Origin of the sequence: Pseudoalteromonas atlantica, from assembly GCA_007988745.1 — a bacterium.
GTDB classification, from domain to species: Bacteria; Pseudomonadota; Gammaproteobacteria; order Enterobacterales; family Alteromonadaceae; genus Pseudoalteromonas; species Pseudoalteromonas atlantica.
Map to the genome: position 1 here is coordinate 1 of BJUT01000034.1, position 26,208 is coordinate 26,208.

The 26,208-nt window shown below is 40.8% G+C and carries 24 protein-coding genes; 12 read left to right on the forward strand and 12 right to left on the reverse strand.

What is annotated here, in order from left to right; translation table 11 throughout:
- Nucleotides 1-88: 88 nt before the first annotated feature.
- From PAT01_RS13530 to PAT01_RS13545, 4 genes are all read right to left on the reverse strand, one after another.
- The gene (locus PAT01_RS13530; protein WP_024032996.1) at nt 89-814 is read right to left on the reverse strand and encodes a YebC/PmpR family DNA-binding transcriptional regulator; all 726 of its coding nucleotides are present in this window, start codon (nt 812-814) and stop codon (nt 89-91) included.
- A 178-nt stretch (nt 815-992) separates the two neighbouring features.
- Nucleotides 993-1,610, reverse strand: coding sequence for an HAD family hydrolase (locus PAT01_RS13535; RefSeq protein ID WP_154945619.1), 618 nt, complete (start codon nt 1,608-1,610; stop codon nt 993-995).
- A gap of 257 nt (nt 1,611-1,867) precedes the next feature.
- Complete coding sequence (locus PAT01_RS13540) at nt 1,868-2,359, reverse strand: DUF6702 family protein (RefSeq protein WP_004588263.1); 492 nt, start codon at nt 2,357-2,359, stop codon at nt 1,868-1,870.
- Nucleotides 2,359-4,794, reverse strand: coding sequence for a M1 family metallopeptidase (locus tag PAT01_RS13545; RefSeq protein WP_154945620.1), 2,436 nt, complete (start codon nt 4,792-4,794; stop codon nt 2,359-2,361). The genes PAT01_RS13540 and PAT01_RS13545 overlap by 1 nt, the downstream gene beginning before the upstream one ends.
- Nucleotides 4,795-5,175: 381 nt before the next feature.
- Between PAT01_RS13545 and PAT01_RS13550 the strand changes: the two genes are divergently transcribed.
- The 5 genes from PAT01_RS13550 (at nt 5,176) to PAT01_RS13570 (ending at nt 11,425) form a co-directional block, all read left to right on the forward strand.
- The gene (locus tag PAT01_RS13550; protein ID WP_154945621.1) at nt 5,176-5,412 is read left to right on the forward strand and encodes a hypothetical protein; all 237 of its coding nucleotides are present in this window, start codon (nt 5,176-5,178) and stop codon (nt 5,410-5,412) included.
- Nucleotides 5,413-5,547: 135 nt separating this feature from the next.
- Nucleotides 5,548-5,784, forward strand: a complete 237-nt coding sequence (locus tag PAT01_RS13555; RefSeq protein ID WP_004588266.1) for a hypothetical protein — start codon at nt 5,548-5,550, stop codon at nt 5,782-5,784.
- A gap of 77 nt (nt 5,785-5,861) precedes the next feature.
- Nucleotides 5,862-7,109 (forward strand): exonuclease SbcCD subunit D C-terminal domain-containing protein, encoded by a 1,248-nt coding sequence (locus tag PAT01_RS13560; protein ID WP_154945622.1) that lies wholly within the window; start codon nt 5,862-5,864, stop codon nt 7,107-7,109.
- A complete protein-coding gene (locus PAT01_RS13565; RefSeq protein ID WP_154945623.1) occupies nt 7,106-10,756 on the forward strand; it encodes an AAA family ATPase in 3,651 nt (1,216 codons plus the stop codon). Before PAT01_RS13560 ends, PAT01_RS13565 begins: the two co-directional genes overlap by 4 nt.
- A 12-nt stretch (nt 10,757-10,768) precedes the next feature.
- Nucleotides 10,769-11,425 (forward strand): class I SAM-dependent methyltransferase, encoded by a 657-nt coding sequence (locus PAT01_RS13570; protein WP_024033000.1) that lies wholly within the window; start codon nt 10,769-10,771, stop codon nt 11,423-11,425.
- Nucleotides 11,426-11,619: 194 nt separating this feature from the next.
- Here PAT01_RS13570 and PAT01_RS13575 read toward each other — a convergent pair whose 3' ends face one another.
- The 4 genes from PAT01_RS13575 to PAT01_RS13590 are packed head-to-tail and all read right to left on the reverse strand — an operon-like array spanning nt 11,620 to nt 14,533.
- The gene (locus PAT01_RS13575) at nt 11,620-13,086 is read right to left on the reverse strand and encodes a KAP family P-loop NTPase fold protein (RefSeq protein WP_154945624.1); all 1,467 of its coding nucleotides are present in this window, start codon (nt 13,084-13,086) and stop codon (nt 11,620-11,622) included.
- 37 nt (nt 13,087-13,123) lie between these two features.
- The gene (locus PAT01_RS13580; protein WP_154945625.1) at nt 13,124-13,516 is read right to left on the reverse strand and encodes an ACT domain-containing protein; all 393 of its coding nucleotides are present in this window, start codon (nt 13,514-13,516) and stop codon (nt 13,124-13,126) included.
- 17 nt (nt 13,517-13,533) lie between these two features.
- Nucleotides 13,534-14,076 (reverse strand): DUF6942 family protein, encoded by a 543-nt coding sequence (locus PAT01_RS13585; RefSeq protein WP_154945626.1) that lies wholly within the window; start codon nt 14,074-14,076, stop codon nt 13,534-13,536.
- 1 nt (nt 14,077) lies between these two features.
- Nucleotides 14,078-14,533 carry a YaiI/YqxD family protein gene (locus PAT01_RS13590; RefSeq protein WP_004588273.1) on the reverse strand — a complete coding sequence of 152 codons (456 nt, stop codon included), beginning with the start codon at nt 14,531-14,533 and terminating at the stop codon, nt 14,078-14,080.
- 120 nt (nt 14,534-14,653) lie between these two features.
- Between PAT01_RS13590 and PAT01_RS13595 the strand changes: the two genes are divergently transcribed.
- Nucleotides 14,654-15,175 (forward strand): lipocalin family protein, encoded by a 522-nt coding sequence (locus tag PAT01_RS13595; RefSeq protein WP_154945627.1) that lies wholly within the window; start codon nt 14,654-14,656, stop codon nt 15,173-15,175.
- A 237-nt stretch (nt 15,176-15,412) separates the two neighbouring features.
- Here PAT01_RS13595 and PAT01_RS13600 read toward each other — a convergent pair whose 3' ends face one another.
- The 3 genes from PAT01_RS13600 to PAT01_RS13610 are packed head-to-tail and all read right to left on the reverse strand — an operon-like array spanning nt 15,413 to nt 17,681.
- Nucleotides 15,413-15,754, reverse strand: a complete 342-nt coding sequence (locus PAT01_RS13600; RefSeq protein ID WP_055254328.1) for a DUF3325 domain-containing protein — start codon at nt 15,752-15,754, stop codon at nt 15,413-15,415.
- Nucleotides 15,751-17,346, reverse strand: a complete 1,596-nt coding sequence (locus PAT01_RS13605) for a PepSY-associated TM helix domain-containing protein (protein ID WP_154945628.1) — start codon at nt 17,344-17,346, stop codon at nt 15,751-15,753. The genes PAT01_RS13600 and PAT01_RS13605 overlap by 4 nt, the downstream gene beginning before the upstream one ends.
- On the reverse strand, nt 17,343-17,681 hold the full coding sequence (locus PAT01_RS13610) for a hypothetical protein (RefSeq protein WP_154945629.1): 339 nt from the start codon (nt 17,679-17,681) through the stop codon (nt 17,343-17,345). The genes PAT01_RS13605 and PAT01_RS13610 overlap by 4 nt, the downstream gene beginning before the upstream one ends.
- 222 nt (nt 17,682-17,903) lie before the next feature.
- On the opposite strand from PAT01_RS13610, the gene PAT01_RS13615 reads away from it, so the two are divergent.
- The 4 genes from PAT01_RS13615 to PAT01_RS13630 all read left to right on the forward strand — a co-directional run bounded on the left by PAT01_RS13615 (nt 17,904) and on the right by PAT01_RS13630 (nt 22,282).
- A complete protein-coding gene (locus PAT01_RS13615) occupies nt 17,904-18,272 on the forward strand; it encodes a VOC family protein (RefSeq protein WP_154945630.1) in 369 nt (122 codons plus the stop codon).
- Nucleotides 18,273-18,409: 137 nt separating this feature from the next.
- On the forward strand, nt 18,410-19,000 hold the full coding sequence (locus PAT01_RS13620; RefSeq protein WP_054982047.1) for a uracil-DNA glycosylase family protein: 591 nt from the start codon (nt 18,410-18,412) through the stop codon (nt 18,998-19,000).
- Complete coding sequence (locus PAT01_RS13625; protein WP_154945631.1) at nt 18,997-19,734, forward strand: phytanoyl-CoA dioxygenase family protein; 738 nt, start codon at nt 18,997-18,999, stop codon at nt 19,732-19,734. Before PAT01_RS13620 ends, PAT01_RS13625 begins: the two co-directional genes overlap by 4 nt.
- 163 nt (nt 19,735-19,897) lie before the next feature.
- Entirely contained in the window at nt 19,898-22,282 is a 2,385-nt protein-coding gene (locus PAT01_RS13630) for a TonB-dependent receptor (RefSeq protein ID WP_154945632.1), read from the forward strand.
- Here the strand turns inward: PAT01_RS13630 and PAT01_RS13635 are convergent.
- Nucleotides 22,266-23,195, reverse strand: a complete 930-nt coding sequence (locus PAT01_RS13635) for a LysR family transcriptional regulator (protein WP_024033009.1) — start codon at nt 23,193-23,195, stop codon at nt 22,266-22,268. The two genes, PAT01_RS13630 and PAT01_RS13635, sit on opposite strands and share 17 nt — an antisense overlap.
- A 90-nt stretch (nt 23,196-23,285) precedes the next feature.
- Here PAT01_RS13635 and PAT01_RS13640 point away from each other — a divergent pair, with 90 nt between their 5' ends.
- Together PAT01_RS13640 and PAT01_RS13645 are read left to right on the forward strand one after the other, a co-directional pair.
- Nucleotides 23,286-24,092, forward strand: coding sequence for a class II aldolase/adducin family protein (locus tag PAT01_RS13640; protein ID WP_154945633.1), 807 nt, complete (start codon nt 23,286-23,288; stop codon nt 24,090-24,092).
- A 129-nt stretch (nt 24,093-24,221) separates the two neighbouring features.
- Nucleotides 24,222-26,207, forward strand: coding sequence for an AMP-binding protein (locus PAT01_RS13645; protein WP_154945634.1), 1,986 nt, complete (start codon nt 24,222-24,224; stop codon nt 26,205-26,207).
- Nucleotide 26,208 lies beyond the last annotated feature (1 nt).

A 26,208-nucleotide genomic window follows, 5' to 3' on the forward strand; every position in this document is an offset into this window, starting at 1 on the left:
CCAAACATACTGCTGCAAATTCAAGCGCCAAAGGTCAACACGCCCTAGTACCGTTATTTATTTAGTGCGCACTGTACCAAGCGCTAAATTAATTTTTAATTATTGCATTGTGATACACGTTTTGAACGTCATCACAGTCTTCAAGCATGTTGATGAACTTGTCAAAATTAGCAATAACTTCTTCATCTTCAATTTCTACATGCACTTGCGGAACAAACGTAATTTCATCTACTTCAAAGTTAATCCCTTCAAAGTTTTCCTCAAGCGCTGTTTTCGCTTTATAGTACTCAGTATGGGGTGCAAATACCGACACTTTACCATTTTCAACTTCAACGTCGGTTACATCAACGTCAGCCATCATTAGTGCTTCAAGTACCACTTCGTCATCGTCACCGGCAAAACCAAGTACAGCAAGGTGATCAAACATATGTGCAACACAGCCCGGTGTACCAATTTTTGAATCTGTTTTGGTAAACGGTAAACGTACGTCTTTAATTGTACGGTTTGGGTTGTCGGTTAAGCAATCAACAATAACCATGCAGTTACCTGGGCCATAGCCTTCGTAACGTGCGGGCGAATAATCTTCCCCTGCCCCACCGGCTGCTTTTTCAATTGCTTTTTCTATTACGTGAGCAGGAACCTGGTCTTTTTTTGCTTTTTCAATTAGACGACGCAGTGATTGATTGACATCGGGGTCTGGTTCGCCATTTTTAGCGGCAACATAAATTTCTTTACCGTACTTTGAGTTAACTTTAGTTTTAGCGTTGGCTGTTTTAGCCATCGAGCTCTTACGGACTTCAAATGCTCTGCCCATCTTGTGCCTCTAATCAATACGTTAATTTTGCCATATTTTACCAATTCAAACCCTATTGGGCTAGGGTCTGTTGAACTTTACAAACTGAATTTAAAACAACCTATTTGCTAAATAAATAAGGCCGAGCCTATGCAAATAATACAGTAGTAATTACACAAAAATAAAAGTTAATCGCTATTTAACATAACTCTAATTTTTGTGAGTAACTTTCGACTAAAGTAACTAACTCGGTAAATTCACGTAAAACATAATCAGCTTGGTCGGCATAAATAGGCACCGCGTTTGGCGCGTACAAACAAGCGCGCATATTTGCATTATGTGCTGCTTGAATGTCGTATAAAAAATCCCCTACGTATAACAAGTTGCTGGCGTTTATATTCCAAAGCGTGGCAATTGCATTTAAGGCACTGGGATCGGGTTTGGCTGGGGCATCGCTACGGGTTAATACCGTTTCGATAGGTAGCGGGTTATTTTGTAGCTTTATGGCTGCCGCTTTATCAAAATTGCGGGTAACAATAGCCATAGGAATATTTTTAACTTTAAGGGCGTTAACGGCTTCGGTTACGCCTGGCAATATAGTGGCAAACTGAGCGTCTTGTAGCTCGTGTTGATGCACTATATTCATCGCTTCTTCACGCATGTAGGGCGATGGAAGCTGGGCAATATAATCAAGTAGGTCTTGCTCGCATGGGCAACCTATTTGTGCTTTTATAAGAGAGAAATCTAACTCAGACGATACTAACGTGCCATCTAAATCAAATATAACTCCTTGAATAGCCTCTACTTGAGCTTTCATATCATTCCTTGAATGGGGTAAAAATCAATACAACATGTGTACACATAATGACTCTACTTCATGAGAATAATTTAGCAAATGTTTATCAAACAAATTATTAGAAAAGTATTCACTTATCTATTACTTAGCCTTATAAACACCAATTAATTACTAAAATTCTACGAACAGCTAGTAGTAACAGATCAAAAATGAACACAGCATAAACAAAAGGAGAATACGCGCACATAAACTGCAGTGCGCGTAGGTTGGGGAAGTACTTATTGCTCGAACTTAGCCTCGAGCCAGGTATCGTTTTGGGTAAAGTGAAGGGTTTTAATCTTGCCTTTACCTTCTACGTTTACCATATTTACTTGCGAAGGCCATAAGTCACGCAGTGCGCCGTTACTCATTTTTATGCCTTCAATCCCTTTTGGGATAGGAGCTTCTTGATACACCCAAAAAAACTTTCCATCAATTTGCGCACCGACTTGGCTAAGCGTTAATGGCTTACCCTTTAAGGTTTGCAGCGCAACATGCGACTCAACATACTCTACAAAACGTTGTTGGTCGGCCTTGTTGCTAATGATATCGGCTTTTCCATTAAATAAATGCGCTACAGCATGCTCAGTATCATGTAAATAAAAGCGATGCATAAGCTCAATATTGTTAGTGCGTTTATTAAAAAGCACCGTAGTAACCGATGACTTTAGCTGATGCGCCATACTTGGCGCAGCAACTAAAAGGCAAACAATAATAAGCAAAAAGCGCATTATTGTTGCTCCTCACCATCTTTTTTCTCGTCTTTTTTAAGCTCAGTTTTAATGTCTTGCATAATATCTCGACTTACTTTCGCTTTACTCTTTTTCTTTTTATACACTTCAATACGTGAAGGAATAATACGACGAGGGTAGTTGTTGTTCTCAACATCTACATCAGCGGTTTCCCAGCGAGGGTCAACGCTTACCGATACCAATGGCTTATTTTTATCTGTAACAATAAGCTTTTGTACATTTTTGTGATTACGGCGCCAAATTTCAGCCGGAATGTAACGCTCTTCGGTTGTGCCATCTTCATAAGTTAGCTCTAATAAAATAGGCATTACCAAGCCACCTAGATTTGAAAACTCCATAACATAGTAGTTTTTATCTTCTTCAAGCGCGCGATCTAGCGTTTTACGCTCCCACGGCTCTAAGCCTTTTAAAAACTTGTTGTACGCGTTACGTTCTTTATTAGTAACAGTAAAGCGGTCGTTTTCGTCGTAAAAGTCGGTAATATCTGGATTTTTTTCAACCCAAGTTTGCTTACCTTCTTCACGGTTGCGCTTAACAAATAGTGATGTTGGTTTGTCTGCTTCTATATCGCGTAAGCGTTTAAAGTCAATATCAGGGTTTTTAGTATCTAAACGTAATTGATACACTTTATCTAACGAGATATCTACATGGTCGGTGCTGTAAAACCAGCCGCGCCAAAACCAATCTAAATCAACACCAGAGGCTTCCTCCATGGTACGGAAAAAATCTGCTGGAGTAGGGCGCTTGTATTTCCAGCGCTGTGCGTACTCTTTAAAAGCAAAATCGAATAAGTCACGGCCTAAAATAACTTCACGTAAAATATTAAGTGCCGCAGCTGGTTTAGTATAAGCATTAGGACCTAAACGAAGTACGCTGTCTGACTGCGTCATAATAGGTACTTGGTTTTGCGATTTCATGTAGCTAACAATATCGCGCGGCTCAACACCCCACGGTATAGTTGGGTCCCATTCACGCCCTGCAACGCCATCTAAAAAGCTATTTAAACCTTCATCCATCCAGGTCCATTGGCGCTCATCAGAGTTTACAATCATAGGGAAGTAAATATGGCCAACTTCATGAATAACCACACCAATTAAAAAGCGTTTTTCAGCTTGAGAATAAGTACGCGAGCCATCATCTTGCAGCTCTGTACGTGGGCCATTAAAAGTGATCATTGGGTATTCCATACCACCTACAGGGCCATTTACCGATTGCGCTACAGGGTATGGGTAGTCAAATGAATAGCGAGAGTACACTTCCATCGTATGTACTACAGATTCAGTTGAATACTTTTTCCATAAATCGCCACCCTCTTTAGGGTAAAACGACATAGCCATCACTAAAGGTTGTTCATCGCCACCTTGCTGATAGCCCTTTGCATCCCACATAAATTTACGCGACGACGCCCACGCAAAGTCACGCACATTTTCTGCTTTAAAGTGCCATGTTTTTGTTTTATCGGTACCTTGTTTTTCGTTTTCTAACGCTTCTTCTTCAGTAACAATAAATACAGGGCGTTTTGCTGTTTCAGCTTTTTCTAAGCGGTTACGCTGCGTGCGTGTAAGCACTTTGCTTGCGTTATCTAACTTACCTGTTGCCGATACAATATGATCAGCAGGTACAGTAATTTCTACATCGTAATCACCAAACTCAAGCGTAAACTCACCACGGCCTAAAAACGGCTTGTTTGTCCATGCTTCGTAATCGGTGTACGCAGCTAAACGCGGAAACCACTGCGCAAGTAAAAATATATCGTTGCCATCTTCTTCAAAGTGCTCGTAACCAGAACGCGCACCTACGGCATCTTCTTCAACAATGTTAAAAGCAAAGTTCATACTAAACTCAGCTTCTTTGCCTGGTTTTAGCGGCTCGTTTAAATCTATACGCATTAGCGTATCAACAACAGTAACGCGCAGTTCATCGCCATTGTCATCTTTTACATTGCTAATTGTATAGCCTAGCTCGTTGTCGCTCATAAATTGCTGACGACGTAGCTCACCTAAACTTAACTTAGCCGGCTTTTGTGCAGGTAAACTATTTAGCGTGCTTTTAAACGTTTTTGTGGTTTCGGCAATTGAGTCGCTTTTAAAAATATTTTGATCTAACTGTAACCACAAATATTTAAGTGTATGCGGCGAGTTATTTTTATACTCAATGCTTTGGCTTGCTATTAAGCGGCGCTTTTTTTCATCAAGCTTTACATCTATGTCGTAATTAACACGTTGCTGCCAGTATTTTTCGCCTGGCTCACCTGCGGCACTACGATAAACATTTGGGGTAGGAAGCGCTTCGTCTAACTGGCGAAACTTATCAACGAATGAGCCTTTAGTTTGCTCAACGGATGACGCTAACACAGCGCTCGACATTGCCAAAGGCAACACAAACGCGCTTAGCGTAAGAACTGTTTTTTTCATTATGAGTCCTAGTGGAATTTTGTGAGCGTACTTTGACAAAGTTACTATTTTTGTTCAATTAATTAGCGACCAACCGCCCATTAAACACGGTAATATTCACGTTGTTTTAACATGGTTTTTGAATCAGTAAATTAAGCCACTTTTAAAACTGTAAAGGGGGTTTACACTTCACAGCTAGTTGATGTGTATTAATTAAGGTACAAACGCAGTATTTATAAGGGTTCAGGCCTAATTCATGCCATTAGCTTAGGATTAAATTAAGGTGCAAAAATATGTTGTTTTAATTGAGCTTAAATTTATAGCGTTAGCAGTGTTTACACGGTTTATTGCGCTCAGGTTCTATACAAATAAAGCAGCATATTTAAACTAAAGGAGCCCGATATGAAATTTTACATTGTAAAAAAAGATCATCAGCTCGAAGCTATCCCTGCTGATAAAGACTTACTAGAGCGCTACGAATCAAACCAATATTCGTATGTTAATGTGGTGTCGGCATGCAATAAGCAAGATGCACTAAAACGCCTATCTACTGAACAAAAACACAGTAAAAAGTGGCTAATAATTGGCGCAAATATTGCCGTGTTCTCACTAATATTAACTATTTATACGATAAATTAAAAATAGTGAAATTTTAGGTTGATATTTAGTGCATTTTATATTTAAAATCGCCCACTTTTTTTATTTGAGCATAATAAAATCGTTACAATTATTCTCAAATATGTACTTATTACCAGTAAGCAATGTGGTGGGTGTATGGATTTTTATATCCTAAAAAAACAACAAGAGCTAATAGCCATTCCAGCAAATCAGCAAAGTTGTAAGCAGTATCTAGACTCAGGTTATTTTTATATTGATAAAGTAGCCGCCTGTAACGAAACAAATGCCATAAAAGCATTGCAAGCAAAGCAAACTAAAAGTTTAAAAATGCCGCTAGGCATGGCTTTGTTAGCGCTTCCTGTCATTATTATTGCTATTTATAGTTTTACCTAAACTAAAGCCCTCCCGAGGCTTGCATCTTTACTTGCCTTGGGTATATTGGCGCTCTTATGGTTTTTTAAGAGCGCGATATGAAAGTTCTCCACACCTCAGATTGGCACCTAGGCCAACAATTTTATGAACATGACCGCCGTGATGAGCACGCTGCATTTTTTACTTGGCTACTTAGCACCCTTGTAGAGCAACACATAGATATACTTTTAGTTGCAGGCGACATTTATCATACAGCCACACCCAGTGCCAGCGCCGAAAACCAACTTTACCAATTTATAAAAGATGCTAAAAAGCGTTGCCCGCAATTGCATGTTGTTATTATTGCCGGCAACCACGACTCAGCAAATCGTATATTAGCGGCGCAGCCCTTACTTGCTCAGTTTGATACCCATGTAGTGGGGCGCTTTGAAGTAACCGACCCAGCCAATACCGTGATTGAAATAAATACGCAAAATAAACGCGCTGTAATCGTCGCTATGCCTTTTTTACGTACCAGCGACATAAGTTCACTTAGTCATACTAAAAACGGCCCTAGTTACGCACAAGGCGTTGAAAAAGCCTATAAGCTTGCCCTTGATCACGCCTATAGCATTAACGCGCAAAATTCGCCGTTAATTGTAATGGGGCACTTACATGCCAAAGGCGGTGATATTTCAAGTGACTCAGAACGTAATTTAGTGATTGGTGGGGAGGAGTCTATTTCGGCCAATGTATTTGGTAACAAGGCAGACTACGTAGCACTGGGGCATTTACACAAAGCGCAGCAAGTCGCTAAAAAAGACGTTATTCGTTACAGCGGTACGCCTATTCCTATGTCGTTTTCAGAGCGTAACTACACGCACCAAGTTAATGTAGTAGAATTTAAAAGTGATGAAAAACATACTATTAGCACCTCTGTAAACCCCCTTTACATTCCACGTTCTACTGAAGTGATTATTTTACCAAAAGGGGAGTGCGTGCCATTAAGCGACTTATGCGAGCAAATTAAAGCGCTCGATACATCACAACATACTATTGCCCCTTATTTACGCGTAAAACTTAAATCAAGTGATACCGACACCACCTTTAGAGAACAAATAGAGCAGGCACTTGAGGGGAAACACGTAAAATTTTGCGGCATTGAGCGGGTACGAGAACAAACCATAACAAGCGATAACAGCGCCGTATTTGAAGATTTAAGCGAAATTGAAATGCTCAACCCATTAAACTTATTAGAACAAGCCTTTGCAAACGAAAAAGATATGGCCGGCCAAGCTGTACCAGATGAGCTAAAAACACTGTTAAACGATGTAATAAGTGAGCTGACGGAGCAAGAGCAACTATGAAAATAACCGCAGTTCGTATTCATAACTTAGCCTCAATAGTCGATGCCGAAATCGACTTTACTCAAGCTCCACTGAAAGATGCGGGCTTGTTTGCAATAACCGGCGACACAGGCGCAGGTAAAAGCACCTTTTTAGATGCTATTTGTTTAGCGCTTTTTACTAAAACAGCACGCTTAAAAGGCGATAAAGGCAACTTAATTGATTTTAACGGCGACAGCATAAAGCTAAACGATGCGCGTAACTTACTGCGCAGAGGCAAATGGGAAGGCTTTGCTGAAGTTGATTTTGTTGGCCAAGACAAACAATTATACCGCGCACGCTACGTTATTACCCGCACCCACAAAAAGGCAACAGGCAAGTTAAAAGTGGCTGAGCATACGTTACTAACCTTGCCCGATGAAACCCTAATAGCCGATAAAAGCCAAACCATAAAAGAAGTAGAAAACAAAATAGGGCTAAGCTTTGATCAGTTTTCGCGTGCGGTATTATTAGCACAGCACGAGTTTGCAGCCTTTTTAAAAGCCACAGGCGATGAACGCGCACAACTTTTAGAGTGTTTAACCGGCACCGATAAATTTAGCTTAATAGGTAAACGTATTTTTGAGCGTAATAAAGCGCTAAAAGATCAATATGAATTACTTAATGCAAGCCTTGCAAGCTATACCTTGTTAAGCGATGACGAATTAAGTGCTAAACAAACCCTGCGCGATGAGTTACTTAAAAAAATTGAGCAAACTAAAAAAACGCATGCAGCAACAGAGCAAGACTTAAATTGGTATAAACAAGCAGCTAGCTTATCGCAGGCACTAGAACACGCAATAAAGCAGCAACAACACGCGCAACAACAGCTTGATGCAATAGCAAAGCAAAGTGAGCAAGCTAAACAAGCACAAAGCGCCCTTGAAATAAAAGACAACCGCAAACGTCATGAGCACTTAACGGCGCAAAACAAAGCACTTAGTACGCAAATAAGCGATTTAAAAGCGATTGACCATGCTGCGCTTATAAAAGAGCAGGCCGCAACACTTACAACAAAGCAAAGCGAGTTAAAAACAGCGCAAGAGCAAAAGCAAACGGCAGAGCCAATTATTGCAAAAGCCCGCGAGCTCGACAGCCAACTTGCTATACACGCACAAACCATTACAAGCCTGACTCAGCAAAGCGAAAAAGAGCAGCAGCAACTTAGCGAATTACAAACGAAGTACACGCAAAGCCAAAATGCACTTGATGAGGCAAACAAACTCAGCACTGGGCATCAAATGTGGCTAAACGAGCACACGCAGCTTAAACCATTGGCTAATGATTGGAATTATTACCAACACAGCTTTAATACATATTTAAGTGCCAATGAGCAAATAAAGGCAACCGCTTCGCAAAACCAACAGCTGTTAGAAGAGCAAAGTAAACAAGCGGCGCTGTTAGCAGAGCAAACTAAAAAAGTAGAGTTGCAAGAGCAACAACTTGCGCATCAACAAAATGATCTTAACCAGCTAAGTGAGCAACAACGCCAATTTAATATTGAACAATGCGATAGCAAACTTAAAAATATTGAATATTTAAAAGATCAGCGTTTGCGCTACCAGCAGTTTAATCAAGAAATAAAACACAGCACACAACAACAAACGGCGGTTGCGGCCAAGCTTGTACACAGTGAGCAAACGCAAACAACATTGCAACAAAGCTTAGCCTCGTGCGAGCAAGCACTTAAACACAGTGAATACGCATTAAACCAAGCTCGCCTGCGTGCCAGCGAAAACGTAGAGCATTTACGCACGCAGCTTACCCCTAACGAGCCATGTGTAGTGTGTGGGGCAAAAGAGCACCCGTATGCAAGCAGCCAAAACCCGCAATTAAATAACCTAATAGCCGATTTTGAAACAAGTTATAACCTAGCTAAGCAGCAACACGATAGCGCCCAAGCTAAGCTGCATCAGCACCAAACTCAACATGCTGTACTTGTCACTGAGCACGCTCAATACAGCCAAGCTATACAGAGCGCACAGGCAAAGCAGCTAGAAATTAAAACAACAATGCAAGGGGCACGTACAGAGCTTAACGACTTAACAGCACAGCAGCTTGATGAAACATACGCCCAGCTCAGCAGTCAAAAGTCGCACTATTTTGAATCGCAAAAACAGCAAACAGCTCTGCAAGAAAAAGTAAATCAGCTAATAAGTAACTTAAAAACCGAGCAACATACACAGCTGCAATTGCATAATCAGCATGTTGAATTAACCAATAAGCTTGGCCAAATAAACACTAAACATGCAGAGCTAAATACGCAAGTTAACGAGCTTACCAGCACCCTTAACGCACAGTTTGAGCACAGTGACTTCTGGCAGCAATTGCAAAACAACACGCTTAATATGAGCGATTTAAGCCAGCAGGTTGAGCAGTACCAGCAAACACAGGTTCAGCTTGAACAAAGTCAAAAACAAATAGACAGTGCTAATCAGCAATTACAGCAACTCACACCGTTAATTGCTAAAAGTGAGCAAGCGCTTAAAGTTTTAAAAGACGATTTAGCCAAAGCGCAACAACTGCAAAACACCACACGCACAGAGCGCCTTGCTTTATTTAACAACGAGCCATTAAGTGCCGATGATTACCAAGCAAAACTTAATGCGCAGCTTGAGCAGTGCCAAAAGGCGTTACATACAAGCCAACAAGCCCACGACAGCGCAATTAAAAAACGCGATGAGCACGCTATAACACTCAAAAATATTGAGCAGCGCTTGGCAGAGCAAACTCAAGAGCAAAGTACACTTGAAGAGCGCTACAATGCCTGGTTTAGCGACTTTAAAGCGCAATATAGCGAGGCAAATCACGAACAGATCGCTATTTTACTAACTCTCACTAGTGAGCAAATAAAAGAGCAATTAATGCAGTTTGAGCAGCGTTTAGCAGCACTTACAGACGCAAATGCAGCGCTTAAGCAACAGCAAAAGGCGCAAACAGATCACCAAAATACTAACAAGCCCGAAAAAAGCGAAAGCCAATTAGCAGAGCAAGAAACGTCCTTAGCCAAAGAGCAAACTGAGCTACAAAATAGTTTGCTTAGCACTAATACCGCGCTTGAGCAACACAATCAAAACGCCAAAGCACTTAAAGGCAAACACGCTGAACTTGCTACCCTTAAAAAGCAGGTAGAGCAGTGGCACGTACTTAATAAAGTATTAGGGGATGCAACCGGTAAAACCATGCGTAACTTAGCGCAAACACAGACGCTAAAAATATTACTGCATTACGCTAATAGCCACTTAAAAACCCTTAATAAACGCTACGAGCTTACAGCCATTGCGCAATCGCTCGATATTGCCATTATTGACCGCGATATGGCCGACGAACAACGCTCTGTTAATACACTCTCTGGCGGTGAATCGTTTTTAGTATCACTAGCACTGGCATTAGGGCTTGCATCCCTTTCGTCAAACAAAGTACAAATCAACTCTTTGTTTATTGACGAAGGGTTTGGTACGTTAGATAGCGAAACACTCAGCGTTGCTATGGACGCACTCGACTCATTACAAGCACAAGGCCGTAAAGTAGGGGTTATATCGCATGTGAGTGAAATGAGTGAACGCGTAGCCACGCAAGTACATGTAAGTAAAAAAAGTGGTGGATACTCCACTGTTGAAGTCTTATAAAGGAGTTAAAAAATGCCAACATTCACAGGCGAGCAAGCAACGCATTACAACGACCGCATTACCCGTTTAGTCCCTGGTTATGAGCTATTGCACCAACTTACTAATGCTCAACTTAAAGCAACCCTTAAAGATAACGCACATATTTTAGTCGTGGGCGCAGGCACAGGCAAAGAAATACTCGCCCTTGCCGCGCTTAACCCTACTTGGCAATTTACCGCGCAAGATACCTCAAGTGATATGCTCGCAATTGCTAAACAAGCGTTTGAAGAGCACGGCATAGCAAAGCGCGTTAATGTTATTGAAGGCGAGCTTGATAAGCTATCTACTAAGGCCGATGCGGCGCTATGCCTACTCGTAATGCACTTTTTAAAAGACGACGGCAGCAAAAAGCAGCTATTAAAAAATATTAAAGCTAATTTAAATAAAGGCGCAAACTTATTTATTAGCGATTTAATGAAACCCGAAACCGACTTTGAGCGCGAAGCACAAATTACTGTGTGTGCCGATTTGGGCTTAAGTGATGCAGGGCAAGCCTACACAGCTCAAAACTTAGACAGTGAATTTTACCCACTTGATAGAATGCGCTTTAGCGAGTTACTTAATGAATGCAAATACGGTATTCCTAAGCTTTATTTTAAAGCGCTTGGTTTTAGCGGATACGTTGTTTAATGTTGTACAAAACTAAAAAAGTACCCGCTATTTAGCACCAATAAAAACACCGAGTGAACAAACTCGGTGTTTTTATATAGCCCCTTTTCACCCCACAATTTCTTAAAGCGTAGGTCGGTTAAGCGAAGTGCCACCCAACGCTCTAATATTAATATTACTCAGATTATTGTTATACTTACCTGATAACATTTTTATTATTCTATATGTCCAGATAAATCAATTATTTTTTGGTAATCTTCCCACATCCAATAGCTACAACTTTCAGAATCTTTGTGATTTATCATTTCTGAAATTAGCTTCCCTATATTAGTTCCATTATCTAACTTTACCTCTGAATAGCTTCTTGATTGAATTCTAAGCATGGCTCTCTGCTCAGGATATGTAGTGAGAACACCTCCCGAAAAGCATTTTTTTCCATTAGTAGTAGTTACACACTCAAACATAGAATCAACAAAAGCCTTTAAAGGATTACCAATAATAGATGCATCTTGAATTTTAATCGTAAAGCTAGCATGACTTGTATTTTTTCTATTTTCTTGCTTATCTAAATGCTGCTCTATTAGGCCGATTATTAAAACAACCGTATTAATTAAAGGGCAAACTGCTGTTCGTGCTGATACATAATCTAAGCTTGCAAAAAAACGATTTAGTATTTGCTCCACCCCTCTTAGCTCAATTTTGTTGCTTTCAAACAAATTGGCAAAGAAGTTTATATTACCTCGTTGATTATCAGTAAATGGGTATAAAAGTAAATTTTTATACCTGCTAAAACCTAAATCTTTAGCTGCTAAATAATCAATCAAAGGTATCGATGGTAAGGTGATTTTACGGTCGAAAAACCGGCGTAGATAGAGCTGTGCGTCAAAATCAATCCCATATATTGACTTAACCGAGTGCTCAAGTACTTCTGTATTTGTAGCAACTAAAAAAGTACATCCCTTAGTTTCAAAAAAGTGTTTTATTACTTCTAAAACTTCAACAGCATAATTAGGTCGACATCTATCTAATTCATCAATTAAAATTACAATTGGAATGTGTAATTCATAAATTATCTCAATGAGCTCAGATAAATAAGTAATATGTTCTTTAATATCTTTAACAGCTTGAATAGAACTAATATGCTTTTTTTGAACTTCTTCAGTATATTTCTGAAATTGCGAAGAGTCGTTTAATTCTGGTGTAACCTCCACAATTTTTGAGATAGCTTTCGCCCCTGAAATTAAAGAGGGTTCACCCGTAAAGACTGTCGCTGGCTCAGCGTACTTCAAGCATAAGCCTAACTTACTTTTCAACTTATTAAATATACTTTTAGCTTTCCCGATCTCCACAGCTTTTCCGTTGGGAGCCTTTTCCTTAAAAACATACTCAATTTGCTGTAGTAATTCGCTGCAAATAACAGCAAGGGGGTTATTTGAAAAGTCACTTTCCCATACATCAATATAAACAACTGGATGATTGCGTTTTGCTAACTCTGTATATAAGCGACGAATGAACTCTGTTTTACCAGAGCCATAAATACCATTTAGGTTAATTACGCGACTCTCTGACGTAAGAAACTGAGCAATAAATTGTCCAAATTCTTTTCTATTTGTTTTACATGTATCCCAATTATACGTGTCTTTCCATTGATTAAATTTGCTAGCGTGATTTGAAATATCCATATATTTTTCCGTATATTTTTAAATAGTATTTTTAAATCTAACCAATCTCACCAAGTGCTTTCATCGCGGCCTGCGCTTTATCGGTTTGTACAAAAATATGGTCGTGATAAAACGCAGCTACTACGTTAGCGCTAATATTATGCTCGGTTAATTTGGCCGATACCGCAGCGGTTAACCCAACAGCCTCAAGGCTTGAATGCACATTAAGGGTAATTAAATTATATTTAGCTTCATAAGTAATACCGGCTTTATCGGCGGTATCTGCATTTAAAATAAGGGTTAGGCCTTCTTCTTCAACGTAACTGGCAAGCGGGTTTAAATGAACGTAGTCAGCAAGGTTGCCTGCTAAACAACAAAATATATATTCACCTTGTTTAAGCTCGGGGTTCATTGATTTTAATAACGTATTTAGCTCTAAAATTCCCGCCATTTTGAGTCCTTACATTTTCAATTAGATGTTTTAAGCTTGGCAACTAGCTCGCTTAATCGGGCTATTTTAATATTACTTAACTGCCGGTAATCAAAGTACGGGCACACAATAATGTTATTCGTTGTATCAATTGCAAACTCATCGTCTAACCAATTAAATTGCGCATTAAGCTTACCTTGCTGTAATAAGTTTTTAGCATGGGTTCGCCCAGCAATAATATGCAGTTGATTTTTATTTGTGGCGTTAATAATGGGCGCACTAAATAACAGCGCTGTTTTACTGTTTTTTTGCAGTAAAAATGTATCGCGATATGCTTGCCAGCTAGCGGCTTGTTTAGCAAAGCTGTAATGTTCACTCGGTAGCGCAAACAACACTTTAGCGTATACGTTAAACACTTTACGCCAGCCATTACCGCAGTGCTGGTTTATGGTATTTATTTGCTCGTTTATTACAGGCTCAACACTGTGTAGGGTTGCAAAGTAGGGCATAGGCGGCGCTTTTGCCACATAAACGGCTACGCTAAAGGCTTGCTCACCTAAGCCAATTAGTTGCTCACTCACACTAGCTCGCCTTTTTTTGCGCTAAAATACGGTCGAGGTTATTGGCAAAATTTTGGCGGTCGGTTTGGCTAAGCGGTGGTGGCCCGCCACTCATTTCTACGCCGCTTGAGCGCATGGTATCCATAAAGTCGCGCACGTTTAATAACGAGCGAATATTCTCTGGCGTGTAAAGCTCACCCCGTGGGTTAAGTGCTTGGCCACCGTTATCTATAACTTCACTGGCAAGGGGTATGTCGCCAGTAATAACTAAATCGCCTTTTTCTACACGCTTTACTATTTCGTCATCGGCCACATCAAACCCACTCGAAACCTGTACTCGGCTTATAAATTTTGAAGGCGGAATGCGCATTGCATGGTTAGCTACTAAAATGGTTGGTGTTTGCGTGCGCTCTGCGGCTCTAAAAAGTATTTCTTTTATTACCACAGGGCATGCGTCGGCATCTACCCATATTTTCATGCTTAAATCTTTTAATTGCTCTAGTATTTAGCTGATCCTATAGCAATTTATTTTAATCGGCTAGCAAACTTTATTGGCTTAGAGCCGTACAAACAACATCACTTTTAAAAAGGAGCTTTCATGAAGGCCATTACGACTATTTTACTCATTACAGGGTTATTTTTACTCACCGCCTGCACAAGCGCACCTGAGGGCATTACTCCGGTTAAAAACTTTGACCTTGAGCAATACAAAGGTAAGTGGTACGAAATTGCCCGCCTTGATCACTCATTCGAAGATGGTATGGAGCAAGTAACCGCGACTTACACCGTAAATGACGATGGCACAGTAAAAGTGCTCAACAAAGGTTTTATAACTAAAGAGCAAAAGTGGGATGAAGCACAGGGCTTAGCTAAATTTGTAGAAGGGACTGACACAGGCCATTTTAAAGTCTCGTTTTTTGGCCCATTTTATGGTGCTTACGTTATTTTTGAATTAGACCAAGACGACTACCAATATGCGTTTATTACAAGTTATAACCGCGACTTTTTATGGTTTTTATCGCGTACACCTACCGTTAGTCACGAGCTTAAACAACATTTTATAGCTAAAGCAAACAAACTAGGCTTTGCTACAGAGCAAGTTATTTGGGTTAAACAGTAGGTTATTTAGCTATGTAAAGGGGCTTTACAGTTGTTGAGCAAATGATTGTTACAGCTGTAATAAAACGATCATCTCACTGTAAGGTAAGTTAAATATGTTAGGGCTATATTAGCTGCACTTGCAACGAGACATGCAAGTGTTGGACATACTGAATATCCCCCTATTGTTGGCAAGCTTTATAGCTTGCCATTTTTTTGTCTAAAATTAATGGCTTTCTTTGGATCAGGTTTTTACTAACTAAAGTGAATTTACTGCCAGTAATAGCCCTGATAAGCCAATCAGTAACATATTTAAAAAGCTAAATGGCTTAATTAACTTTTCTATAAAATTATAAAAAATCGTTATAATTAATACACTTAGACCCATAAAGCCACAAAACAGTAAAGCACCGTATCCCTGCTGCGTAACCACGCAGAACAATAAACTTAGTAAAATACTGATCCAGGCAACTATTAGTAGCAAATTACTTTGCAGCTTAGAGGGACGCGTTGTAAACACCGTTTTAAAATGCGCTGGTTTTGCCAAAGCAAAACCATTAAAAGCAAACAAACAGAGGCTAAAGCTAAGTAAATCAATCATGCTTTTTGCCTCTTTTTATTATCGGCTAGGTTATTAGCTGTTTTTTTAGATGCGCTAGAAGCAGTACGTAATTTTTCGGTTTGTACTAAAAACAGTATGCTAAACAGTAAAAATACCGCATCGAAAATAAACAAGGCCCATTGTTTATTAAGTAAGTAGCTCACTATATTGCCCTGTGTGGTGAGCGCATTTATTGCCGGTACACTCAAACACGCGAGGGCATTTATGGCTGCCATTACACGCCATTGCAGCCTATCGCGCTTTAAAAGTGCCATAACGGCAACCACTAACCATGCTAAAAAGAACGCTGTAACTTCTTTTTCACCACGCCCTGCTACGGTCGGGCTAAGTAATCTATTGGCAATAAAAAAGGCGCAGGTAGCCAGTGGTAAACCCATAATGGTGGCAAGGTTTAAACCTTCGACTAACTGTAAGCCAAATGAGGCTTTACCCTTATTACGCTCGCGTATGCGTTTAGCCCACATTATGCAGCCAGAGCCAATCATTACGCAGCCTGCAATTCCGCCAAGTACGTATAACCAGCGCAGTAAAGGCGTAGCAAAGCGCCCTGTATGCATAGAGTTAAGTGATTCATAAAGTGCTTTACTACTGCTAAGTTCGTCATCAGTTTGTGCAACTAACTCGCCGGTAGCACCACTAAACAAAAGCCGCGGAGATTGATCGCGAAGCGCCTTTGCAGGGCTTACCAATACCGTTACTGTTGAAGCGGCCATATTCGGTTTACTAACCTGAACACGCGTAATATCTGCACTAGGCCACTTGGTATAAACTTGATCCAAAATAGTGTTTATAGGGAGCAATTCTGCACTGCCTTGGGCGTTATTAGTCACGTTATTGCTAGGTGTTACATCGTTAAAAAAGCCACGCATACCCTTGTCGTACGTCGTTAACGCAGGGTAGGGGAACAACATAAATATAAGCGTAATAATGCCTGTGTAGGTAATCATTAAATGAAACGGTAGGGCAAGTACCGAGCTTAAATTATGTGCATCTAACCAGCTACGAGTCCCTTTATTGCGCCTAAAGGTAAACATATCTTTAAATATGCGCTTATGAATAACCACGCCCGAAATTATTGCCAGCAGCATAAAAAAGCTGGCAAAACACACTACCCAGCGACCTGTTATGGCATCTAAATAATAAAGCTGATAATGCAACCGGTAAAAAAAGTTACCACCTTTACTTTCAACAAAAGGAGGCAGCGCTTTCATGGTGTTTGGGTTTAATTGGGTATTTACAAACTGGCTGCGGCGCTGCCCTGGCTCTTTAGGTTTTGCATAGCCATATACCAAATACGGTATTCGCTCTTCGGGCAAGGTAATACGCCAACTAGGGGAATTTTCAGCGTGCTGATTTAAATAATCAAAGCCCTTAATAATTTGCTGCCTTTGCGCGGCCACTCTGTCGGTTTGGGCTTGCACATTGTGTATAGCCGGCTGATTCCACAGATTTATTTCGTCTCTAAAAAAGCTCGCTGTGCCTGCAAAAAATATTACGTAAATAATCCAACAGGTAAGTAAGCCCACCCAGGTATGTAGCCAGGTCATCGACCTAAAAAAACTGTCTTTCATAGCCAACCCTTCAGTAATGCCAATATAGCAACAAAAAAACCTGTACTTAGTAAAATACTGATCCAAACAGTTTTTAACGACTTAACCGAAAACGCATAAATAAACACTGCGGCGTAAATTAAAATACTGATAGACACACACAGTAATACGGCATCTTGCTTAGGAATGGGCAGCAGTACACTTAATAATGAAATACACGCTGAGGTAAACGCATAACCACCCACTATGGCAATAATAAAACGCAAAAATACTAACACTCTATAGCTTTGGGCCACCTTTAGAAGCGCAGCTAGGTTAGTTTTTGTAAAAGGTGCTATGTGCAGAGGTGCCTGCATAGTTAACAAATCCCTTATTCAAATACGAGAATAAAAATAAGGCGTTATTATAAAGCTTACAAATACAAAAGATAGCGATTCTCATTTGTATATTCTAGTTAATTTAACATTAGTGCCTAGCATGTTAGTAAAATACTGATCTCTGCTGTTTTAGGGTTATTGCTTAGCTAATTACGAAGGTTTACAGTGGTCAATACTGGCAAGCCAAAGAGTAAATTTAAAATGAGCAACCACGAAAAACTAAATTATGTAGAGTTTCCCGCGTGCGATTTAACAGCCACAAAAAGCTTTTTTACTAACGTGTTTAACTGGCAATTTACCGACTACGGCCCAGAGTATACGGCGTTTAGCGGCCAAGGGCTTGATGGTGGCTTTTTTAATGCACCGCTTAAATCACTTACTCAACATGGGGCCGCACTGCTGGTGTTTTACAGTAACGACATTAACGCAACCTATAAAAAAGTAGCGCAATATGGCGGCAAAATAGTAAAACCTATTTTTGAGTTCCCCGGTGGCTGCCGCTTTCATTTTACCGAGCCCAGTGGTAACGAATTTGCCGTATGGTCAGAAAACAATAAACATATCAAATAATTAGCTGTTATTTTTAGGTGAGATCACGATTTTACCAACTAATAACTAATTTGAGTAAAATAAACCGATTTTTTACCAACTCATTAGGTCTAAATGGCCATTTAGAACAAAATTTAAGCATTTAAGGCCAGATTTATATGGATCCGATCAATTTAATTGAGCAAGTTAGTAAATGCGTGATCTGTGAACCTCATTTACCGTTAGGTGCTCGCCCCGTTATACAATTTAATGCCAATGCGCGTATTTTAATTGCCGGCCAAGCACCGGGCATAAAAGTACACGAAACTGGCAAGCCTTTTAACGACGCAAGCGGAAACCGCCTACGCGAGTGGCTTGGGCTAAGTGTTGATGAGTTTTATGATCCGCAAAAAATAGCTATTTTACCTATGGGATTTTGTTACCCTGGTAAAGGTAAGTCGGGCGACTTACCCCCGCGTAAAGAATGTGCACCCGCTTGGAGAGCGCAATTACTGGCCGCTCTGCCAAATTTAGAGCTTACAATCGTGCTCGGTAAATACGCGCAGGCTTATCATTTACCGCATACTAAAAACAGGCCCTTAACCGAGTTAGTAAAATCGTGGCGTGAATATTGGCCGGAGCATTTGGTGCTACCACACCCAAGCCCACGCAATAATATTTGGCTTAAAAAGAACCCATGGTTTGCACAAGATGTACTGCCAGAACTTGCTGAGCGCGTTGCTGCAATATTAAATGAAGAACCACAATGAACAGCTATAAATCAAACGGTTATATGCTTGTAAAGGGGCTTTACAGCACCAAAGAGCTAAATAAAATTAAGCCAATAATTAATGCATTTCATACACAGTGGAAGGCTAATAACCGTGAGCTTTATAAATCCCGTGCCATTAATAGTTCAGGCATAACAAATAGTGAGTATTTAACGGCGCAGCAAAACGAAGCCTTATTTAGTTTAATAGCTGATAACAAATTAATTAAGCGTGTAAAACAGGCGATTAGTGAGCCACTGTTTTTAAATACCCAGTTATTTTTTAATCCCGTTAATGTTACACAAAAAAATTATTGGCATCGCGATATGCAATACCATTTAAATGTGCAAGAGCAACAAGCTGCGTTAAACGGGCCCGACGTAGTGCACTGCCGGTTAGCCCTTGAAGACGAACCAGGCATAGAGCTTGTGCCCCACTCGCATAAAAATTGGGATACACCAGAGGAGCTAAATGTACGTTTTGCAAAAAATAATAAGCTGCCAAGCGATAACCTAACTACAGGCAAAGTTATTAAACTTAATGCGGGAGACTTACTGTTGTTTTCAGCCAATATGATTCACCGTGGCTTATACGGCAAAAACCGTTTAGCACTGGATATTATTTTTTGCGAAAATGCACCACAGCTTACTGCCTTTATCAATGCAGCAAACACCCCAAGCTCGGCAATCGCAAATAAAACTGCTAATCCGCAAGTATTTTTTAACCCACTTTAAACCCGCTATAACCCCATTTAGCACAACACTTTTTCGCTTAACTATAAATATTACTAATAGTGTTGAATAAATAAACATCACTGTTATTTATTTTAAGACTCGTCAGTATGAAATAGACGCAAAATTATCCAATAAAAATAACCTCTATAATGGAGTTGCAGCTATGACAACTGAACACACACAGTCACACACACGTTTAAAACCTGCTTTTTTAAAGCAAAAAGCACTTACTTTATTTACGCTCAGCGCATTAAGCGTGGGTATGGCACAAGCTGGCGAGCAAAAAGTAAATAACAGCGAGCTTGAAACCATTACCGTCACCTCGCAAAAGCGGGTGCAATCGCTACAAGATATTCCTACCTCTATTCAAGCGCTTTCTGGCGACTACCTCGAGCAAAACAGTGTTGACGATTTACTCGCCCTAAGCGAAAACCTACCTAACGTGCATATAACCGAAACCTCAAGCAGCAAACGTATTTTTGTACGCGGCATAGGCTCGGGTACTAACTCAGGCTTTGAGCAATCGGTTGCTATGTATAAAGATGGCGTGTATTTAGGGCGCGGGCATCAGGCTAAATTTCCATTTTTAGATATGCAGCGCCTTGAACTTATAAAAGGTCCGCAGTCGGTTATGTTTGGTAAAAACGCCACAGCAGGAGCCTTTAGTATGATCTCAAATTCGCCAACCGATGTACTTGAAGGCAACGTATCGGTAGAGTTTGGCTCTGACAACGAAAAGCGCTTTACCGGCGTTATAAATATTCCTGTTAGCGATGATTTAGCCATACGTATTGCCGCGTTTGATCATTCTGTTGATGGCTTTTTATATAACCAAGCGCGCCAAAGTGATGAGCAATCTAACGACTCATCAGGTGCACGTTTATCTATAGATTGGCAAATAAACGATGATATAAACGCATTGTTTAAATGGGAACACGGTGAGTTTGAATCGCATGGCTCGCGCTACCAATACATTATTGATACTCCCAACCGAGATTTACAAATAGCAAATGACCCTACTAACCCAGGCAATGTAGGGTATCGTTCACTTTTATTAAGCGACAACTCGGGCCTTGATTACACAAGTTCGGTATCGGGCGATGGTCACCCAGGTGGGCTTAATGAGCAAAGTAAAACCACGCTTGATAACGCATCACTTAAATTAACCTATAACTATGGCGAATACGAATTTACCTCTGTAACCACGTATAGCGAGTACGATTGGGACTCAACCTTTGACGCCGACTTTTCAGAAATCCCGCTTATAAAACAAGACTACTTAGAAACCTATAACCAGTTTACGCAAGAGTTTAGAGTAAGCTCGCCAACAGGGCGCACGCTTGAATACGTAGCGGGCATTTTTTACATGAGCAGCGAGCTTGAACACCCAAACGATATTTTATTTGGTGCATCGTTACTTATTCCTGATTTAGTGGGTACATCATTGGGCGTAAATGCGCTGTTTGATCAAGACCAACAAAGCTACTCAGCATTTACCGCCCTTACTTGGAATGTAAACGCGCAATGGCGCGCTAATTTTGGCCTGCGTTATCAAAAAGAAGAAAAAGAAGTAAGCAGCGTACAAAGTGTGTATAGCGTATTTGAGCCAAACACACCGCAAGCCGTACAACAATTTGCTAATGCCGCTGCGCCCACTATTGCAGGGCAGCTTTCGGGCGCGGGGGTACATAACCTTAACGCTAAGCGTGATGAATCGCACTTATCACCCAATATTAGTGTGCAATATTTAGGGTTTAACAACACCATGTTATTTGCAAGCGCTGGCATAGGCTACAAAGCCGGTGGTTTTGATGGCTCTGGCTTAAATGGCTCACAAGGTAACACGGTTGATGAAAACTCAGGCTTTGAGTTTGACGACGAAAAAGCCACAAACTTTGAATTTGGCATAAAAGCCGAGCCAATTAAAAATACTCTACAAGTAAACGCTACACTGTTTTACACCCTGTACGATGACCTACAAGTATCTGAATTTAATGGTAATGCATTTGTAGTTAAAAATGCCGCCGAAACCAAAGTAAAAGGGATTGAGCTCGATTCGCGCTGGGCAATAAATCAAAGTTGGCAGCTATCGGCAAACCTTGCGGTGCTTGATTTTGAATACGAACAATACGCCAGTGCATCGCCAACGGTTATGCAAAGCGAGCTACTTGGCCAAGCGTTTCAAGATTTAACCGGGCAAACTGGCGCGTTTGCTCCCAATTACTCAGGCAATATAGCGATTGATTACAACACCGAGGTATTTTCTAATTTAACTTTAAGTAGCAATTTAGCGCTTAACTTTAGTGACGATTACTTTTTAGAGCAAGATCTTGACCCAATAGCCAAGCAAAGTGCTTTTGAAAAGCTAAATTTACGCATAGAGCTAGCTAGCAGTGAAGGAGATTGGTCGGTGGCGTTATTGGCTAAAAATTTAACCGATAAACACACTTTTTCGCAGGCCAACGATGTGCCAGTAATTAGCTACGCACACCGTTTTTTATCAGAGCGTGGGCGCAGTTATCACGCACAATTTAATTACCGCTTTTAAGTTTGTCAGCAGGGATAAGTTGCTGGGCTAAACCTAGCAGCTTTTCTCGCATCCAACTATTTACTAAATCGTCATCGGCTTGTTCGTGCCAATACATGTGCACGGGCATTAACGGCACATCAAACGGCAAGCTAGTTACATGCACAGGCATTTGCTCTTTTAATACCTGCGCGTACGCGTTTGGCATGGTCATTATCATGTCGCTTTGGCTAATCACTTTAGTCGCCGCAAAATAATGTTCACATTTAAGCACTACATTACGGGCAAGTGCATGCTTTGCCAGCGCCATATCAATGATATCTACCTGCGCGCCTTTTAACGACACCAACGCGTGCGATGCCTTTGCGTAATTTTGTACGGTTAAGTCATTTAATATTGGGTGATCGTGCCTACAAATTAGCGAAAAATGCTCATTACAAATAAAGGTGTTTTTTATGTGGTTACTCGTTGGGGTAAGTACATCAATAACTATATCGAGCTCTTGGTTTTCGAGTGATTTTTCCATATCAACATGCGACACCTGTCGGCTGTTAATCGTGATATTGGGGGTGTTTGTGAGTAGGTCGCTCATTAGTGGCGGAAAAAATATCGATTCTAAAATATCTCTAAAGCCAAATTTAATTTCGCGCTTAAAGGCGGCTATATCAAAAAGCCGTTCGTTATTTAAGGTTGACTCTAATACCTGCACCGACTCAATAACTTGCGCTATTATTTTTTGGCAAAAAGGTGAGGGCACCATACGCCGACCGTGGCGAATAAATAATGGGTCGTCAAACTTTTCTCTAAGGCGAGAAAGCGCATGGCTAACAGCAGGTTGCGTTAAATGCAGTTTATCCGCTGCAGTGGTAATACTGCCCTCTTGATATACCGTTTTAAGTATTACAAACAGGTTTAAATCTATCTTTCCATGCATAGTATTTATGTTTAACCATTAATTAACATCACTTCTATTTATCTTAAGCGAGACTAAACTAAAGTCAACAGAGTTTAATTTAGGATTATTATGAGCAATACACTAGAGCAGCAAGCCGCAAAAATGACCATAGGCAGCGACAAATTTAAACTTATTATGCCGCCTAAATTTAGCACCCTAAACGAGCAACGCAGCTACGAAAAACAACGCCTAGCCGCAGGCTTTAGAGTATTTGCCATGTACGGTTTTGATGAAGGACTTGCTGGGCACATAACACTTCGCGACTGCATAGAGCCCGATACATTTTGGGTAAACCCTGTAGGTATGCATTTTGCGCATATTAAAGCGTCAGATCTTATTCGAGTTGATCACAAAGGTAATATTATTGAAGGCAGCACACCGATTAATAATGCCGCGTTTGCTATTCATTCACGCATACATATGGCGCGACCCGACGTAAACGCAGTAGCCCATGCCCATACACGTTATGGCCGTGCGTTTTCGGCATTAGGAGAGTTACTTAAACCAATTTCGCAAGATGCCTGCGTATTTTATGAAAACCACAGTGTATTTGATGTATTTAGCGGCGTAGTGGCCGACAGTGAAGAGGGCGATATGATAGCTAAGTCACTGGCTGATCACTGCGCTGTTATTTTGCAAAACCATGGTTTACTTACCGTTGGTTCGTCGGTTGATGCCGCAGTTGCCAATTTTGTATTGCTAGATAGCTGCTGCCAAAGCCAATTATTAGCGCAAGCCGCAGGCGAGCCTAAGCTTATTTCTCACGATGTTGCGCTACACACTAAACAAGCCAATGGCTCAGAGCTAGTTACATGGGGGAACTTTCAGCCCATGTATCAGGTTGTTGCCGCAAAAGATAACAGCTTTTTAGATTAAAACACTGGCAATAGCTTAATTTTGATAGACTAAAATTTGCGCGGTAATGGCCCACACACCCAAAGCCGCGTTTAAATACTATGCACTCACACGCAAACACACACATTATAAAGATACGTTGAGGGTTTTATGAATATAACAACAATTAAAAACCACGCCGATGTTGGCAATTTAAACCTTGCTGAAATATCACCAGAGCAACTTCCTCGCTCTACTTATCATGCCATTTTACAATCGGCAAAAAACTTTGGTGATGCAACCGCTATTGAATACATTTTAGATGGCGACTGCATTAGCGAAGCGCAAATTCCGTTTGCAAAAAGGCTTATTCATCGCATTTTAATGACCTTTAAAGGTAAAAGCTTTGCTAATCCGCACCGTAAAATGAGTTACAACGCGCTCGCAAAAAACGTAACAGGGCTTGGCAATGCATTGCACTCGTTGGGTATTACAAAAACCGAGGTTACCTCGCTGGTATTACCTAACTTCCCTGAAACCTATGTATCGCTTTGGGCAGCAGAGGCCGCAGGCATTGCAAACCCCATAAACCCCTTGCTTGATGAGTCCATAATGAAAGAAATTATGATCTCAGCCAATACCAAAGTAATCATTGCCCTAGGCCCAGTCCCTGGTAGCGATATTTGGCAAAAAGTAATGGCAATTAAAGAGCATATACCCGGCCTAAAAGCGGTTATTAGCTTATTTGGTGACGACATAGCGTGCTCGCAAAATAATAAAGTACCCGTGTATGGGTTTAAAAAGTTACTCGCGGCGCAAAGTACGCAAGCAGCTAATTTTACTTTGCCTGAGCAAAGCGATGTGTGCGCGTATTTTCATACGGGTGGTACCACCGGCCTACCAAAACTTGCCAAGCACTTGCACTTAAACCAGCTCACCAATGCAGGGCAGGTTAATTTACTTTCGCCAGTAAACGCAGGCGATACCATGCTAGTAGGTTTGCCCATATTTCATGTAAATGCGGCGGTAGCCACAGGCATAGCCTCGGTTATGAAAGGCTGTAAAATTTTACTCGCAAGCCCTTCTGGCTTTAGAGGTAAAAACATCATTCAAAACTTACTCACCCTAATTAATAATTACGATGTAGCCGTTATGACCGCCGTACCTACTGTTTACGCGGCTATGGTTGAGCAAATTACCTCGCAAAAAATATCGGTGCCACCGCTTAAAATGAAGTTTGCTATTTGTGGGGCCGCGCCGCTTTCATCAGATTTACAAGCCCTGTTTACTAAACTCACAAACACCCCACTGGTAGAGGGTTATGGCTCAACTGAGGGCAGCTCGGTAAGTACGTTAATGCCTGTAAACCCAATTAATAAAGAGGCTTCTGTAGGGCTGCCAATACCTGGTATTACGCTTAAAATTGCCGATATAAACGAGCAAGGCACGCTTGTTAAAATGTGCGATACACTCGATGTTGGCGAAATAATAATAACCGGTAATAACGTATTTCCCGGTTACGTAGAAGATGCGCATAACCAAGGCGCATGGGTAGTTGATGAAAACGGCCAACAGTATTTTAGAACCGGCGATTTAGGAAAAATAGATGAGAGCGGGTATGTATCTTTATGTGGTAGACAAAAAGAGCTAATAATACGTGGCGGGCACAATATAGACCCCAAAATGATAGAAGATGCCGCAACCAGCCACCCCGATGTAACACTTGCAGCCGCCGTGCCACGCCCCGACTGCTACGCAGGCGAAGTGCCGGTACTTTACGTAACGCTTAGCCCACATAGCACGCTTAAACTTGATGATCTCACCGCGTATGTTAGCGCCAACATACCTGAGCGAGCAGCAATACCAAAATCTATTTATATAATTGATGAAATACCGCTTACTGCCGTAGGTAAAATTTATAAGCCCGAATTGGTTTGCCTAGAAATAAAACAAACCATTACAGAGGCTCTAAGCGAGCAATTAATCAACAAAACCGTGCAAATAAATGTGTTTGCTGATAAAAAGTTAGGCATAAAAGCCACAATTTTAGTTAATGAAGATGAGATAAACGCGCTGAAACAACAGATAAAGACGCTGCTAACCCCGTACTCATTTAACTACGAAGTGCTGGCATTAAAAACAACAGAGGCCGCCTAAT